At 72.9% G+C, this 16589-nt stretch carries 11 protein-coding genes; 4 read left to right on the forward strand and 7 right to left on the reverse strand.

Annotated features, from left to right (window positions below; all coding sequences use genetic code 11):
• The first annotated feature begins 107 nt into the window (after positions 1-107).
• Positions 108-1187, forward strand: a complete 1080-nt coding sequence (locus CRYAR_RS36415; RefSeq protein WP_035857740.1) for a hypothetical protein — start codon at positions 108-110, stop codon at positions 1185-1187.
• A gap of 102 nt (positions 1188-1289) precedes the next feature.
• On the opposite strand, the gene CRYAR_RS36420 is transcribed toward CRYAR_RS36415, so the two are convergent.
• Positions 1290-1547: a WhiB family transcriptional regulator gene (locus CRYAR_RS36420; protein ID WP_035857741.1), complete on the reverse strand. Its 258-nt coding sequence runs from the start codon at positions 1545-1547 to the stop codon at positions 1290-1292.
• Between the two features lie 347 nt (positions 1548-1894).
• On the opposite strand from CRYAR_RS36420, the gene CRYAR_RS36425 reads away from it, so the two are divergent.
• Entirely contained in the window at positions 1895-4063 is a 2169-nt protein-coding gene (locus CRYAR_RS36425; protein WP_169745135.1) for an ATP-binding protein, read from the forward strand.
• Between the two features lie 93 nt (positions 4064-4156).
• Here the strand turns inward: CRYAR_RS36425 and CRYAR_RS36430 are convergent, their stop codons facing one another.
• Together CRYAR_RS36430 and CRYAR_RS36435 are read right to left on the reverse strand one after the other, a co-directional pair.
• Entirely contained in the window at positions 4157-6751 is a 2595-nt protein-coding gene (locus CRYAR_RS36430) for a bifunctional FO biosynthesis protein CofGH (RefSeq protein WP_035869239.1), read from the reverse strand.
• A gap of 57 nt (positions 6752-6808) precedes the next feature.
• On the reverse strand, positions 6809-7930 hold the full coding sequence (locus CRYAR_RS36435) for a hypothetical protein (RefSeq protein WP_035857743.1): 1122 nt from the start codon (positions 7928-7930) through the stop codon (positions 6809-6811).
• 105 nt (positions 7931-8035) lie between these two features.
• Between CRYAR_RS36435 and cofD the strand changes: the two genes are divergently transcribed.
• Entirely contained in the window at positions 8036-9016 is a 981-nt protein-coding gene (cofD, locus tag CRYAR_RS36440) for a 2-phospho-L-lactate transferase (protein ID WP_035857744.1), read from the forward strand.
• Positions 9013-10401, forward strand: coding sequence for a coenzyme F420-0:L-glutamate ligase (locus CRYAR_RS36445; protein WP_035857745.1), 1389 nt, complete (start codon positions 9013-9015; stop codon positions 10399-10401). Before cofD ends, CRYAR_RS36445 begins: the two co-directional genes overlap by 4 nt.
• Before the next feature lie 56 nt (positions 10402-10457).
• On the opposite strand, the gene CRYAR_RS36450 is transcribed toward CRYAR_RS36445, so the two are convergent.
• The 4 genes from CRYAR_RS36450 to CRYAR_RS44105 form a co-directional block, all read right to left on the reverse strand.
• Complete coding sequence (locus CRYAR_RS36450) at positions 10458-11387, reverse strand: DNA-3-methyladenine glycosylase family protein (protein ID WP_035857746.1); 930 nt, start codon at positions 11385-11387, stop codon at positions 10458-10460.
• A gap of 4 nt (positions 11388-11391) precedes the next feature.
• Positions 11392-12483: a mannose-1-phosphate guanylyltransferase gene (locus CRYAR_RS36455; protein ID WP_035857747.1), complete on the reverse strand. Its 1092-nt coding sequence runs from the start codon at positions 12481-12483 to the stop codon at positions 11392-11394.
• 31 nt (positions 12484-12514) lie between these two features.
• Positions 12515-13660, reverse strand: a complete 1146-nt coding sequence (locus tag CRYAR_RS36460; protein ID WP_035857748.1) for a glycosyltransferase family 4 protein — start codon at positions 13658-13660, stop codon at positions 12515-12517.
• Between the two features lie 150 nt (positions 13661-13810).
• On the reverse strand, positions 13811-16567 hold the full coding sequence (locus CRYAR_RS44105) for a SpoIID/LytB domain-containing protein (protein ID WP_051571406.1): 2757 nt from the start codon (positions 16565-16567) through the stop codon (positions 13811-13813).
• Positions 16568-16589: the final 22 nt, after the last annotated feature.

The raw sequence follows: 16589 nt of genomic DNA on the forward strand, positions 1-16589 counted from the left end.
CTCGTTCGCGCCCCCGAACGGCCCTCTTGATGGACATCCGGGCCCACGAAGGCCCTGCGGGGCGGATCATTGAACCCGATTCGTATTCACGTTTCGGGGAGACCGCGATGACCTCCGCGCCGACGAGCTATCGCGGCCGGCACGAGATCGCCCGCCGGGGCAACCGGCTCCCGGTGCTCGCACCGCGGAGCGCTCCGCGCCGGTGGCCGGGCCCGGTGATCGTGCTCGGGTCGGCGGGGTTGGCGTACGCCGGTGCGTGGCGCGCCGGGCCGCTGACCGACCCACCGCCCGGCGCGGCCGAGTTGTCGCTGCTCCGGTCGGCGGAGTCGCTCGGGGCGGGCGCCGACACCGCGGCGGCGCTGCAGATCGCGGCCTGGAACGCCGTCTGGGACTTCCCCAGCGCGCTCACCGCGGCCCGGGCGCTGATGGTGATGGCGGCCGTCGCCACCGTCCTGTGCACCGGCGGGCTGGCGCGACGCGTCGGGCTCAGCCTGCCCGCCCTCGCGGTGGCGACGGTCGTCACCGCCGCACTGCCGTGGGCGATGGCCGGTCACCGCCTGGTCGTGCCGATCAACCTGGCCGTCGCCTGGCTGCTGGCCGCCGCGCTGCTCGCGAGCACGCGGACGCGGCGGCGTCCGGCGCTGGTGGCGGCGGCGCTGTGCCTGCTGATCGCGTTGGCGACCGCGCCGCTCGTCGTCCCCATCGCGGTTCTGGCCGTCGCGGTGCTGCTGGCCGACCGTGACCTCGGGGCCGGCTGGCCGGTCGCGACCCGGATCGCCGGCGTGGCCACGCTGAGCGTGCTCGCGGCGGGCCTGTTCGCGGTCGTCACCGGCGACGGCTTCGGGTTCCACCAGCCCGCTCCGGACATCGCCCCGGTCGCGGTCGACCTGATCGTCGGCGGGGTGGTCGTGGTGGGTGCGGCGGCCGGAACCCTCGTGCGCTGGCTGCGGCCGTTCGCGCTGGTGGTGCTGGGCTGCGCGGTCGTGGCCGCAGTGGCCGGACCGGCCAGGACCCCGCTCCTGCTGTTCGCGCTCCCGGCCGCGGCGATCGTGCTCGGCGCGGCGATCGACGCCGCCGCGTCCGCCGGTCTCGGGAGACACGTCCGCCCCACACCGGCGCGCGTCGGCGTCCTCGTGGCCGTCGTGCTGGCGGCCGGCGTCGCTCTGGTGGGGACTGTCCACATGTGAGCGGCGGACGGGCTGAGCCCGTCCGCCGCTGCAAGTCAAGGTGGACAATCGATCGGCGACCTACCCACCCCGGTCAGTCGCACGAGGGACCGTCGGGTGTGGTCAGATGACCCGCTTCTTCAACTTGCGCCGTTCGCGCTCCGAGAGACCGCCCCAGATCCCGAAGCGTTCGTCGTGCGCCAGCGCGTACTCCAAGCACTCCGCCTTGACCTCGCACCCGGTACAGATGCGCTTGGCCTCGCGGGTCGAACCGCCCTTCTCCGGAAAGAACGCTTCCGGGTCCGTCTGCGCGCAGAGCGCGCGATCCTGCCACTCAGGTGCGTCACCGGTCACGAGATCGGTGATCACTTCTGCGGCCACTTCCCTGCCTCCTCCACTCGTACGCCGGCCGCGCGGCTGGCGCGTCGAACCCCCTGTGGAAGGCGATATTGACTATCCCCATTGGGAATTACACGCGTGTAATGCCGGTCCCGTCAAGAGACATTTTGATCCGATATGTGCATTTTTATCATGTGTCAGCCCGGGTGAGGGAACCCACCCCGGCAAAAAGGGTCGAACCCCCGCCCAGCGGGAACAGCCCTCTTCGCATTTCCCAGGCCTCTGCGCGCACCGAGAGCACCAACCGCGAAGGTTGTTAACCAAAACCGACATACAGGGCTTATTGTGCGTGTATCACCAGCATGGGGGGTGCCGGGGTGGAACGTCCGATGAGCGGGTATTGGCCCAGCCGAGACTCGGTGCTGGGCGCACCCGATCGCATCGCGGCCGTCGAACGCGCGCACGCACTGGCGTCGCGCTGCCTCGCCGACCAGCTCGCGCGGCTCGTGGCCGAGGCCTGCGGAGCGCCGAACGCGCTCATCTCGCTCGTCCACGTCCAGCGTCAGTTCGTCCTGGGGTCGTTCGGCGCCGGGCGCACCGGAGCGGGCCCGGCGGAGATCGCCGCCGAACGGTCGCTGTGCGAGGCCGTGGTCGCGGCCGGGATCCCGATCATCGTCAGCGACGCCACCCAGGACCGGCGGTTCGCCGAGACCGCTGCGGTACGCAAGCACGGCCTGGGCGCGTACGTCGGTTTCCCGATCCGGGACGCGGAGGATCTGGTCGTCGGTGTGCTCGCGATCGGCGACCACCTGCCACGGGAGTGGTCGGCGCGGCAGCTGACCGTGATCGACGACGCGGCGCAGCTGTTGACGGCCGGGCTCGCGGGCGAGATCGACCGGGAACGCCGGTCCGTCCCGGTCCCCGACACGATCGCCGAACTCACCACCGACGGCCTGGACGAGATCCACTCGTTCACCGACGGACTGCTCACCAGCCTGCAGACCGGTGTCGCCGCCTGCGACCGCAACGGCCGGCTGATCGTGTTCAACCAGGCGCTGCGGAACATGCTCGGCGTCGAGGACGGCGACCGCACCGACGTCGAACCCGACGACTGGCCGGGCGCGCTGCACCTGTTCCACCCCGACCGCCGGCTGTTCACCGCCGACGAGGTACCGCTGCGCCGTGCGCTGCGCGGGGAACGCCTGCGCGACGTCGACGTGCTGGTGCTCGCGCCGGGCCGGCGTCCGCGGGTGCTCTCGATCAACGGCCAGCCGGTGGTCGACGTCGTCGGCGACCGGGTCGGAGCGGTGATCACCGCCGAGGACATCACCCAGCGCCGCCGCGCCGAGCAACTCCAGGCCTGCGAGCTGGCCGCGGCGCAGGCGCTCGTCGACAGCAGCGATCTGTCCGAGGCCGGCGGGAACGTGCTCGCCGCGATCGGCGAGTGCCTGCACTGGCCGCACGCCGAGCTCTGGCTCGCCGACGACCTGTCCGGCGCACTGGCCCCGGTGGCCCGCTGGGACCAGCCGGGGCGGGCGCCGATCCCGCGCATGCCCGACCACGTCGACACCGGCGCCGGGCTGACCGGCAGCGTCTGGAAGAGCGGGAACCCGGTCTGGGTGCCCGACATCGCGTCCGGCCCGCTCGCCGACCCGGTCGCGGCCGGCTGCGGGCTGCACGCGGCGCTGGCCGTGCCGGTACGGGGCGGCGAGAAGACGATAGGCGTCCTCGCGTTCTTCTCCGCCCACGCCGAGGAGCCGGAGAGCTCGCTGATCGCGGTGCTGCTCGGCATCGCCGCGCAGATCGGGCAGTCCCTCGAACGTCGACGCGCCGAGGGGTACGCGGCCCGGCTGGCCCGCTCGGAGGAGGAGTACATCGCGCTCGTCGGCCACGAGCTGCGGACGCCGCTGACGTCGATCGCCGCGTACACCGAACTGCTGCACGAGTCCGAGGACGACGAGCCGCTGGGGGGCGTCCGCCCGATGCTGGAGGTCGTCGAGCGCAACACGCGCCTGCTGCTGGCGATCGTGGAGAACCTGCTGGACCTGGCGGCGCTCGACTCCGGTCACACGATGCTGGAGCTGGTGCCGACCGACTTCGCGACGATCGTCCGGGAGGCCCTCGACGGCTACCGGGACCTCGCCGACGAACAGGGCGTACGCCTCCACGCCGAGCTGCCGACCGACGCTCCGCTGGTCGCCGACCCCGAGCGTCTCCGGCAGGCGGTCGACCACCTGATCGACAACGCGGTCCGCTACAGCCCCGAAGGCGGGGACGTGGAGGTGTCGCTCGACCTGTCCGGCCACGCGCTCGCGCTGACGGTCACCGACAGCGGGATCGGCATCCCGGACAACGAGCTCGAGCTGGTGACCCGCCGCCTGCGCCGGGGAAGCCGCAGCACCGAGCGGAAGATCCGCGGCACCGGCCTCGGCCTGGCGATCGCGACCACGGTGCTGGCCAGACACGGCGGCACGCTGGAGCTGCGCTCCCGGGGCGAGCAGGGCACCACCGCCACCGCCCGGCTCCCGCTCCGCCCGCCGGTGGCCGCCCAGCCCTGACCGCCGGGCGGCTCAGCCGTCGCGGGCCGCGCGACACCAGCGTGGAGGCCCCGGATCTCCTCGTCGAGGAGATCCGGGGCCTCCTGCGGCGGCTTACGCGAGCGTGAGCGTCGGGCGGGACGGGACCTCGCCGTAGGTGGTGGTGCGCTGCCGGACCGGGCGTCCGGCGGCCGCCGCCATCGCGGTGAGTTCCTCGACGCTGCGTTCGCTGCCGTTCTCCGAGCCGGCCATGCGGCTGATCGTCTCCTCCATCAGCGTGCCGCCGACGTCGTCGGAGCCGCCGTTGAGGATCTGCACGGACCCGTTGTCGCCGAGCTTCACCCAGGAGCACTGGATGTGGTCGATCCGCCCGTGGAAGGCCAGCCGCGCGAGCGCGTGAACGGCCCGGTTCTGCGCGTTCGTGGGCCCCGGGCGGGCGATGCCGGCCAGGTAGATCGGGGCGTTGTGGTGCACGAACGGCAGCGGGACGAACTCGGTGAAACCGCCGGTCTCGTCCTGGATCCGGGCCAGCGTGCGGTAGTGGCCGAGCCAGTGCCCCGAGTGGTCGACGTGCCCGTACATCATCGTCGACGACGAGCGGATGCCCAGCTTGTGGGCGGTGGACACGATCTCGATCCACTCGGCCGCAGGCAGCTTGCCCTTGGTGAGCACCCACCGGACCTCGTCGTCGAGGATCTCGGCCGCGGTGCCGGGGATCGTGTCGAGCCCGGCCTCCTTCATCATCACCAGCCAGTCGTGCACCGACATGTTCGCCTTGGCGCTCGCGGTCGCGATCTCCATCGGCGAGAACGCGTGCACGTGCATGCCCGGGACCTTCTCCTTGACCGCACGCACCAGGTCGGCGTAGCCCCGTCCGGACAGCTCCGGGTCGATGCCGCCCTGCATGCAGACCTCGGTGGCGCCGAGCGCCCAGGCCTCCGCGGCCCGGTCGGCCACCTCGGTGTTGGACAGCCGGTAGGCGTCGGCGTCGGTACGCCGCTGGGCGAACGCGCAGAAGCGGCACCCGACGTAACAGACGTTCGTGAAGTTGATGTTCCGGTTCACCACGTAGGTGATCGCGTCGCCGTTGACCTCCTTACGCAGGTCGTCGGCGAGCTTCGTCAGGGTCTCGAGGGCTGCGCCCTCGGCCGCGAAGAGCGCCAGCGCCGCGTCGGTGTTCGCCTCGTCGAGCAGTGCGGCCGGGTTCGTGGCCGCGATGTCCAAGCCTCTGCGGACGTCGGCCGCGAGCCGTTCGGGGGCGGCGACGAGCGGGGTCTCGACGTGCTCCGCGACGGCTTCCCAGTCGCCGTAGACCGTGGAGAAGTCGGTACGCCGGTCCTCGGTGCGGCCGGTCGTGTCGATCGTGGTGCCCAGGTCGGCCCGGCCCATCGTCTCCAGCAGCGCGGGATCCGGCTCCTGCCAGGGCCGTCCCACCGGCATCGCCTTCTCGTTCGCGAGCCCGGTCTCGGGGTCCATCAGCGCGTGCAGGTGGCCCCCGACCCGGGGGTCGATCCACGGCTCGCCCGCGAGCGCGTACTTCGGGTAGGCGGTGAGCCGCTCTTTCAGCTCGAACCCGGCGTTCCTGGTGCGCCGGGCGAGCTCCTCGATCTGCGGCCATGGGCGCTCGGGGTTCACGTGGTCCGGGGTCACCGGCGAGACGCCGCCCCAGTCGTCGATGCCGGCGCGCAGCAGCAGCGAGTACTCGTCCTCGGTGCCCTTCGCCTGCAGGGTGTGCAGGTCGTCGAGCAGGTTCGGCGGGGCCTGCAGGCGCATCTTCGGGCCGAGCACGAGCCGGGCGGTGGCCACGGTGGCCAGGAAGTCGTCGAAGTCCGCGTCGGGCTCGTTGCGCATCGCGGTGTCGGGCTTGGCCCGGAAGTTCTGGATGATGACTTCCTGGATGTGCCCGTACTCGCGGGCCGACGCCCGGATCGCGAACAGCGACTCGGCCCGCTCCTCGTGCGTCTCGCCGATCCCGACCAGGATCCCGGTCGTGAACGGGACTCCGACCCGGCCGGCGTCGGTGAGCGCGCGCAGCCGGACGGCCGGCTCCTTGTCGGGCGAGCCGTAGTGCGGGCCGCCCGGCTCGCTCCACAGCCGCGTCGCCGTGGTCTCGAGCATCATGCCCATGCTGGGCGCGACTGGCTTGAGCCGCTGCAACTCGGCCCAGCTCATCACGCCGGGGTTGAGGTGCGGCAGCAGCCCGGTCTCTTCGAGCACGGCGATCGCGCAGGCCCGGACGTAATCCAGGGTGGACGCGTAACCGCGCGAATCCAGCCACTCCCGGGCCGCCGGCCACCGCTCCTCGGGGCGGTCGCCGAGCGTGAACAGGGCCTCCTTGCAGCCCTGCTCCGCGCCGGCCTTCGCGATCGCGACGACCTCGTCCCGATCGAGGAACGTGTGCGGCACCTTGTGCGGCACGGTCGCGAACGTGCAGTAGTGGCACCGGTCCCGGCACAGCCGGGTGACCGGGATGAACACTTTGCGGGAGTAGGTGACAATCCCCGGGCGGCCGGCGTCGACGAGCCCAGCGTCACGCACCCGGGACGCGATCGTCAGGAGCTCGTCCAGCTGGTCCCCGCGGGCACGCAGCAGCGTGGCGGCTTCGCCCGGGTCGAGGCTCACGCCGTCCCGGGCACGCCGCAGCGCGCGTTTCAGTCCTCGGTCGTCCGGGCTACTGGAAGGGACGTTCGGGCGCGTGACCTCGACCATGTCGGCCACCATATGCCGCCGCGAGCCCGGTTGACCGAGGGGCGATTGTGGTGCGGGTTACTCCCCGTGCCGGGGGCCGCGGTGCTGCTGCTGGTCCGGCGGCAGCAGGTCGTTCACGTTGACGATGTTCGTCTCCTGGCTGTTCGGGGCCGGGTAACCGCTCGTCGGCTGCGGGAATCCGCTGGTGGGCGCGGCCTGGTGGGCGGAGCCGTAGCCCGGCTGCTGACCCTGGTAGCCGTACGGGACGCCCGAGCTGGGCTGCTGGCCGTAGGGCACGCCGGAGCTGGGCTGGCCGTAGGGCACACCCGAGCTGGGCTGGGCGTACGAGGCGGGCTGACCGGACGTCGGGGCCTGGCTCGGCCACTGCCCGGGCTGGGGCTGCCCGGGCTGGGGCTGGCCGGGCTGCTGTCCGGGCCAGGACGGCTGGGCGTTCCAGGCCTGGGTGGGCTGGCCGGAGGGAACCGGCTGGCCCCAGTCCTGGCCGGGCTGCTGCGCCGGCTGCTGACCGGGCCAGTCCTGACCGGGCTGGTTCTGCTGCTGACCGGGCCACTCCTGACCCGGTTGGGCCTGACCGGGCTGAGCCTGGCCCGGGTAGCCGGCCTGGCCACCGTAGGGAGCCGCCGGGCGAGCCCCGGTGTCGTACCCCTGCCCCTGGGCGCCCGGGTAGGCGCCGTAGCCACCCTGCGCACCGGCCGGAGCCGCCGCGCCGCGCGCCGCCATCATCACCTGCAGGGCGAAGAACGCGACCGCCGCCGTCAAGGCGATCCACGCGAGCCCCTCGAGGAACGACGCGAACTTCGAGCCGGCCGTGGAGTACGAGGCGCCGAAGATGCTGGCGCTCGTGATCAGCCCGAGCAGGGCCGAGAAGGCCAGCTCGGCCAGGGCGATCATGCTGACCAGCGGAACGAGCTTGTCCTTGGTGGGGCGCACGACGGCGACCAGCAGCACCGCGACGGCGGGCAGCACGACCTGGGTCAACCCCAGGAACGACCCGCGCGAGGCGGCCAGCGCGTCGCTGAGGTCGAGCGACGACGTCGCGATCGCCAGCAACCCGACGAGCAACAGGACGCCGTTGACCGCCAGGAGCAGCACCGCTGCCGGTCCTCTTAACCGCTCGACGACGGCCTGGACAGGCGTTTGGGCCTCGGTGGACGACACGGTCTTCTCCTTCGACGCCATGTTCTCCGCATATCGGTTCAGCCGCCAGCCTGGCACAACACTGCCGAAAGGTGCGAGCGAACGCCCCGGGCAACCGTTGCCGGTGGCGTGCGCAACGATGGGAGAATGCGCATTGTCGTACTGGCCGGTGGCATCGGCGGGGCTCGTTTCCTCCAGGGCGTCCGGGAATGGGCGGGTCAGCGGGACGACCAGCCCGAGATCACCGCGATCGTGAACACGTCTGACGACGTCACGCTGCACGGCCTGCGGATCTGCACCGACCTCGACAGCGTGATGTACACGCTCGGTGGCGGGCACGACGAGGAACGCGGGTGGGGGCGGGTCGGCGAGACCTGGGCGGTGAAGGACGAACTCGCCGAGTACGGCGCGGAGCCGACCTGGTTCGGGCTCGGCGACCGGGACATCGCGACGCACCTGGTCCGGACCCGGATGCTCGACGCCGGGTATCCGCTTTCGGCGGTCACCGAGGCGCTGTGCGCCCGCTGGAAGCCCGGCGTGCGGCTGCTGCCGATGAGCGACGACCGGGTCGAGACGCACGTCGTGCTGGCCGAGGAACTCGAGGGCGCCGGGGTGCGGCGGCGGGCCGTGCACTTCCAGGAGTGGTGGGTGCGCTACCGGGCCGCCCTGGCGGCCGACCAGTTCGTCCAGGTGGGGATCGAGGATGCGAAGCCGGCGCCCGGGGTGGTGGAGGCGATCGCCGCCGCCGACCTGATCCTGTTCGCGCCGAGCAACCCGGTAGTGAGCATCGACACGATCCTGGCCGTGCCGGGCATCCGGGCGGCGTTGCTCGCCGCGCCGGCGAAGATCGTCGGGGTCTCGCCGATCATCGGTGGAGCGCCGGTGCGGGGCATGGCGGAGAAGTGTCTGCCGGTGGTCGGGGTGGAGATCTCCGCGGCCGGGGTCGGCGCGCACTACGGGGCGCGGGCATACGGTGGCCTGCTCGACGGCTGGCTCGTCGACACCACCGACGCCGGCACCGTGCTCTTCGGCGCGGACGTCCGCGCGGTGCCGCTCTGGATGACCGACCCGCCGACCACCGCCGAGATGGTCGCCGAGGCCGCTGCCGTCGCCGGGCTCCCCCGATGACCGTCCCGGTCGGGCCGCCTGCTTCGGCCGCGCCCGAGGGCGGGGCGGGTGCGCGGGCGGCGGACGTGCGAGTCCTTCCTGTTCCCGGTCTTCCGGAGGTCGGGCCCGGGACCGATCTCGCCGCGCTGATCAGCACGGCGGCGCCGTGGCTGGTCGACGGCGACGTGCTCGTGGTGACCAGCAAGATCGTCAGCAAGGCGGAGGGCAGGCTGCTACCGGTCGGCGACGACCGGGAGGCCGCGCGGGAAGCCGCGATCGACGGCCAAACCACGGCCGTGGTCGCCACCCGCGGTCGCACCCGCATCGTCCGCACCCCGCAGGGCCTGGTGCTGGCCTCGGCCGGCGTCGACACGTCGAACGTCGGCCAGGACGTCGTCGCGCTGCTCCCGGAGGACTCCGACGCCTCGGCACGCACCCTGCGCGCCGGGTTGAAGCACGCTCTCGGCGTCGACGTCGGCGTGATCGTCAGCGACACGATGGGCCGCCCCTGGCGCGTCGGCGTCGCGGACGTGGCGATCGGCGCCGCCGGGCTGCGTCCCCTGCGTGACCTTCGCGGCCAGACCGACAACCACGGCAACGACCTGGCCATGACCGTGGTGGCCGACGCCGATCAGATCGCGGCCGCGGCCGAACTCGTGAAGGGCAAGTCCGGCGGGGTCCCGGTGGCGGTCGTGCGGGGCGTGCGCTCGCTCGTCGACGTGGGTGGCGAGGACGGCCCCGGCGCGGCCGCCCTCGTGCGCGTCCTCGAGGAGGACATGTTCGCGCTCGGTACCGCCGAGGCGCGGGCGCTCGGCCAGCGCGAGGCCGTGACCCTGCGTCGCTCGATCCGGGTGTTCGGTCCCGACCCGGTGCCCGCCGACGCGATCGCCCGCGCGGTGGCCGCCGCGGTCACCGCGCCCGCACCGCACCACACCACACCCTGGCGTTTCGTCCACGTCGCTTCGGGCGACGTCCGGAAGCGCCTGCTGGCCGGGATGCGCGAAGCCTGGGCCTCCGACCTGCGCGGGGACGGCTTCGACGAGGACGCGATCGCGCGCCGGCTGCGGCGGGGCGACCTGCTCTGGGAGGCTCCGGCGCTGGTCGTGCCGGTGCTCGCGCTCGATGGCGCCCACCCCTACCCGGACGCCCGCCGCGCGGCGAGCGAGCGGGCCATGTTTCAGGTGGCGATGGGCGCCGGTGTGCAGAACTTCCTGGTCGCGCTGGCCACCGAAGGCATCGGCTCGTGCTGGGTCTCCTCGACGATGTTCGCCGCCGATCTGGTCCGGTCCGAGCTCGACCTGCCCGCTGACTGGCACCCGATGGGCTCGGTGGCGATCGGCTACCCCGCCGAACCGCCCCGCGACCGCCCCGCGCGCGACGCCTCCGCCTTCCTCCTGACCCGCTGACGCGGGCCGGAGCCCGTCCGGCGGATCCGTTGCGAGCGAGAGCCGCAGGACCGGACCTAGAACGCGCGGTAGTCGCGGGGGGAGAAGCGGGGGCCGCGTTTCGGGGGGCGGACGGCGGGGCCCACCTCCACCAGGCGGATGGCCCGCTGCCGATGAGGCGCGTAGGGGGCCAGCACCTCGAGCATGCCGGCGTCGTCCAGCTTCCGGCCCACCAGCGCCCACCCGACGACGTTCGGCAGGTGGTAGTCGCCGACGCTCACCGCGTCGGCGCCGGACATCGCGCGCTGCACCGCCTCCGCGGCCGTCCACGGCCCGATTCCCGGCAGCGTGCACAGCACCCGCACGGCCTCCGCGACCGGCCGGTCGACCAGCTGGTCCAACCGGGCCGCCACGGTCGCCGCGGCCCGGATCGCCCGGCGCCGCGACAGATCCACGCCGGCCCTGTGCCACTCCCAGTCGGGAATCGCCAGCCAGTCGGCCGGATACGGCGCCACCGCCAGGCCGCTCGGCGCCGGCCCCGGCGCGGGCGACCCGAACCGCCACACCAGCTCACGCCAGGAACGCCGGGCCTCGATGCCGGTGACCTTCTGCTCCAGCACCGCGACCGACACCTGGTCGAACAGCAGCCGGGTCGCCGGGAACCGCAGGCCTCCCCCGCACAGCCGCCACGCCTCGCTCAGCACCGGGTGCGGGGCGGCGTCCAGCACGCCCGCGAAATCGTCCACCACGTCGTCGACGCAGAGCAGTTGCGGGAGGTGCTCGAGCAGCCACTCGCCGCCCGGCCCCCAGGCCTCCGCGACGACGCGATCGGATCGGCGGAGCCGAATCGTGCCCGGCCCCGCCGGTGTCGGCGCGGTACGCCACAGCGCACCGTCGACGAGGCGATGGGTCGGGTCACCCTTGCCCCGGGCCAGGTGCCCGAGCGAACGCCGGAGGTCCAGCGGGTACGGCGGACTCCACTCACGGGTGAGCGCAGTAGTCGGCACCGCTTCAGCAGAGATTGCCCGCACCTTTGTTCTTCAAGGCCTCTACCAGCGACTTTACCTCCTGGGCCCGGTCGCGCGGGCACACCAGGAGCGCGTCGGGGGTGTCCACGACGACGACGTCGCGCATGCCGAGCAGCGCGACCGTCCGCGACGAGTTCGGGACGACCATCGCTCCGCTGGTGTCGATCATGATCACCCGGTCGTCGGTGCCGACGACCGTGTTGCCCTCGGCGTCGTGCTCCAGAACGGCCGCGAGCCCGTCCCAGTCACCCAGGTCGTTCCAGCCGAACGCGGCCGGGACGACGGCGACACCACCCCGCGCCGCGGCGTCCTCCATGATCCCGTGGTCGACCGAGATCTTCGGCAGGCGCGGCCACACCTCGGACAGCACCTCGTCCCGGCGGGGCAGGTCCCAGGATTCGCAGATCTTCATCAGGCCGCTGTACAGCTCGGGGAGCTGCCGCTGGACCTCGCCGAGGAACGCGTCGACCCGCCAGACGAACATGCCGGCGTTCCAGACGTACTCGCCGGACGCGAGGTAGCTCTCGGCGACGTCCAGCGACGGCTTCTCCTTGAACTCCAGGACCGCGCGGGCGCCGGTGGCCAGGTGGTCGCCGCAGCGGATGTAGCCGTAACCGACCTCGGGGCCGGTCGGCGTGATGCCGATGCAGACCAGCTTGCCGTCGGCCGCCGTCCGGATCGCGGTGCGGACCGTGGTGACGAACGTCCGGACGTCGCGAACCACGTGGTCCGCGGCGAACGAGCCCATCACGGCGTCCGGGTCGCGCCGCTGGATCAGCGCGGCGGCCAGCGCGATCGCCGGCCCGGACTCACGCGGACCGGGCTCGACGACGATGTTCGACGCCGGCACCTCGGGGAGCTGGCGGGCGACCGCGGCGGCGTGCGCGGCCCCGGTGACGACGAACGTGTCACCGGGGAGCGAGACGTATTTGAGCCGGTCGACGGTCTCCTGGATCAGCGTCCGGTCGCCGCCGGTGAGTTGGTGGAGGAACTTGGGGTGCCCGGCCCGCGACAGCGGCCACAACCGGGTACCGCTGCCCCCCGCAGGGATCACTGGATAGAACGCACCGCTCATCAGGCAACCTCCGGGAGGGGGTCGTCGACGCTCATGAACTCGCTGCAACCGCTCTCGTGAAGCTGGCGATGTGGGCCTCCGCGGAGGCGTCCCAGGAGAACTCGAGCGACCGCTCGCGGCCGGCCGCACCGAGTTGCGCCCGGCGCTCGTGGTCGTCGAGCAACGCGGCCAGGTCGGTGCCGATCTGGTCGGCGTCCTCCCCGGTGTACGCCACGGCCTCGCCGCCGACCTCGGGCAGCGACAGCCGCGGCGTGGTGAGCACACAGGCGCCGCAGGCCATCGCCTCGAGCACCGGCAGGCCGAAGCCCTCACCGTGGCTCGGGTAAGCCACGATGATCGCGCCGCCCAGGTAGCCGGGCAGGTCGGCGTAGCGCAGGTAACCCGGCCGGATCAGGCGCAGGTGCGGCGGGATCTCCTCGATCGCGGTGTCGATCTCCTCGTCGTGGCCGGAGCCACCGGCGATCACCAGCGCCGGCGGCGCCTCCCGGTGCGCGCAGGCCCGGGCCCAGCCGCGGATGAGGTTCGGGACGTTCTTGCGCGGCTCCTGGGCCCCGAGGAACGCCACGTAGCTGGCCTGCCCGATGCCCAGGCGGGCCCGCACACGGGCGCACTCGGCGTCGTCGGGGACGTGGAACACCCGCGGGTCGACGCCGTGGTAGGCGACGTCGAGCTTCGTCGGGTCAGCGTCCAGCAGGCGGATCAGCTCGTCGCGGGTGGCCTTGCTGGGCACGATCACCCGGGACGCCCGGCGCATCGCGGTGCGGGTGGCCGACCGGAAGAACGCGCCCTTGCCCTTGTCGTAGTGGCGCGGGTCGGTGAAGAACGTGGCGTCGTGCACGGTGACCACGACCGGGCAGGAGACCCGCAGCGGCTGCGTGTAGTGCGGCGAGTGCACGACCTCCGCGTTGACGTGCTGGGCGACCAGCGGCAGGCCGGTCTGCTCCCACGCCAGCCGCGCCGGGCGGTGCGCCACCGCCGCCGGAGCCGCGATCACCGACGCGTTCGGCACCAGTCGTCCGTAACGCTCCGCATCGGCCCGCTGGCAGACGACTGCCAGATCAGCGCCGGCTCGGCCGAGGGCCGGGAGCAGCCCGTCGACGTACCGCCCGACCCCGCCACGGTCCGCCGGAACCGCCGTGGCGTCGACCAGGACTCGAGGGCCGTTGCCGCCTGTCACCTGTTGTCTCCTCGTCGACCTGTCGTCGTCGTGCTGCGGGTGAGGACTCGGCCTCCCGCGCGTATGAGCGTACGCCGCGGAGGCATCCGTCACCGCACGGTCGGCACCGCCTGTCCGGGCCGGAAAGCCCCCCGACGGTCACCGTATCGGTTACTTGGCGAAGCCGAGATAGGTACTCCGCAGGCCGAGCTTGATCCGGAACGCGTCGCCGGTGAGCGACACGGTCGTGGCCTTACCGGTGGACAGCGTGCCGGTGAGCGTCACGGTCTCGGCCCGACCGCCCCAGAGGCCGAGGCCGGTGCGCTTGGTGACCGCGACCGCGGTGACCTTGGTCAGACCGGCCGCGGTGGCCAGCTGGGCCGGGGTGACGACCTTCGTCCAGTTGGTCGCGGACGAACCGGCGGCCAGCGTGTACGGGTCGGCCTTCGCCGGCAGGTAGCTGACGCCGCCGGAAGCGGTGTAGCCGCCGCTGTCGGACGAGAACTCGGCGCTGATGACCTTGCCGCCGACCGTGAGCACCTTGCCTGCGGTCGCGGCGATCGCGGCGTTGGTGGCCGCGGTCTCCGAGAGAGCACCGTCCCAGCACTGGTTGGCCTGAGTGTCGATCACGTCGTAGTAGCGGCTCGCGGTGATCTTCGCGGTCGCGTAGGTGCGCGCGGCCAGGGTCTGGGCCTGGAGGGCGGCGGCGGGCCAGCTGGAGGGCATCTCGGACGCCACCACGCCACGGAGGTAGGTGTCCATCGGCATCGTCGCGACGAAGCGGGACGCGTTGTCGGAGACCAGGGCGGTGAGCGTGCCGTCGAAGGTCAGCGTCGTGCCGCCGCGGCAGTCGCCCTTGGCCTTGCCGTAGGTGAGCTTGAGGGTCTTCGGCCCGCTGAACGTCACCGGGGCGACGAGCGTGAAGGACGCGCTCCCGGCGCTGACGACGTAGCCGGTGCCGCTGCGGGCGACGTTCCAGGCCTGGGTGGCCAGCGCGACGCTCCGCTTGTCCGCACCGGTGGCGACGAGGCCGGCGACCGGGGCGAACGTGAAGCTGCCCGCGTCGATCGCGGACAGCCGGACACGCAGCGCCGGGTTGCCCTTCGTGGCCACGACCGTGCCCGGGTAGTAGAAGTCGACGATCTTGGCGGCGTCGAGGCCCTGGTTGGCCGCGCCCTTGGCGCCGTACTGGCTCAGGCCACGGCCGTGGCCGAAGCCGGCGCCGTAGACGGTGACGCCGGCTTCGGACACGGTCGCGCCGTTCGTGGTCGCGGTGGTGGCGGCCGGGGTGGGGTTCGCGGTCGGGCTGACCGGCTTGGCGGGCGTGGCCGGGGTGGTCGGCTTGGCGGGCGTCGTCGGCTTGGCGGGCGTGGGCTTGGCGGGCGTGGGCTTGGTGGTGGGCTTGGTGGTGGGATTGGTGGTGGGCTTGTTGACGACCGGCGCCGGCGTGGCCGAGCCGAGCTTGTACGCGGCGACCAGGGCCTTCGAGCGGGTACGGACCCAGCTCATGACGTCCAGGCCGTACTTGCCGGGGCAGGTGGTCGCGCTGGTGCTCTGGTGCGGGTAGATCGTCGGCAGGTTGAGCGTGGTCTTGGTCTTGAACTTGGTCGACGGGCCACCGGTGAGCTTCGTGGTGCCGATCGGGCTGACCTTCGCGGTGCCGAGCTTGAACGCCGAGTAGCGGGCGACGGCCTCCTTGGCGGCGGCGCTCACCGCGACCTTGGTGTGGTCGCCGATGATGCCGATGCCGCTGGTGCCGGAGTTGAAGCCACCGGCGTGCGCGCCGACGACCGCGCGGGTGAGACCGCCGTAGCGTCCCTCCCAGACCCGACCGAAGCGGTCGATGAGCACGTTGTAGCCGACGTCGCCGTACTTCTCGGTGACGGCCATGTAGTAGTAGATCGAGCGGATGATCGCCGGGACCTGCTCGACCGTGTAGTTGTTCGCGGTCGCGGTGTGGTGCACGACGATCGCGTTGACCTTCGGCGCGTAGGCCGGCGTCCACTTCATGTAGGTGGCGTTCGCGCCCCAGGCGGCCCGGCTGTAGATCTTCACGACGCCGTTGCCGTAGCTGGTGGGCGTGGGCTGGGCGGTGGCGGCGGGCACGAGCGGGTCGGACTGGGCGACCTCGTCGCCGTCGGTGACGACGTCGGCGGGCACGCCGGCGGCGGGCACGTCCGCGCCCGGGTCGATCAGGTCGACCTTGACGTCCACGGGCTGGCGGCCGGCGACCGTGGTGACGACGACCTCGGCGCTCACCGCGTCGCCGGTCCAGATCAGGCCGGGGCCCTCCCGGACGTCGAGCGGGATCGCGTTGGTGCCGTTGCGGTCGTCGTTCTCGCCGTTGGCGGCGGTGGTCCAGGCCGACCAGGGCGCGGACGCCTCGGTGCGGGTGCGGACGGCGACGCTCACCCGGCCCAGCGACGGGTCACGCTGCCAGGTGACGCCGACGGCCGAGAACGGGGTGCCGGAGGCGATCGTGCGCAGGACGCGCGGGGTGCTGCCCGGCTCGGCGGCGGCGGCCGCGGCGAAGGCGAGCGGGACACCGGCCGGCTGGGCGGTGCTCACCGAGGTGGAACCGGCGGGGCGGGAGGTGCTGCCGAGCGCGACCGTGCGCACCGAGACCTTGGCCGGCGTCGCCGCGCCCTTGACCGTGGTGCCGGCCGCGACGGCGGCGGCCGTCTGAACGGCAGCGGCCGTCTGAACGGCGGCGGGGGCGTTCGCGGCGGCCGTGTCGCCGGCCGCGGTCGGAGCGGCGGCGTTCGCGGCCGGGGCGTTCGGGGCCGGGGCGATCACGGCGTCGGTCGCGGCGGAGGCCGCCACTGGCAGGGCGGCGGCCGGAGCGAGCGCGATGCCGCCGGCGACTGCCGCGACGACCGTGGCCGGCAGGGCGAGTGCCCAGCGGCGCGCTGTCGTGTTTCGAGCCATGGAAGCAGGTCCCCCGCGTCGT

It is taken from the genome of Cryptosporangium arvum DSM 44712 (genome assembly GCF_000585375.1).
Classification (GTDB): Bacteria; Actinomycetota; Actinomycetes; order Mycobacteriales; family Cryptosporangiaceae; genus Cryptosporangium; species Cryptosporangium arvum.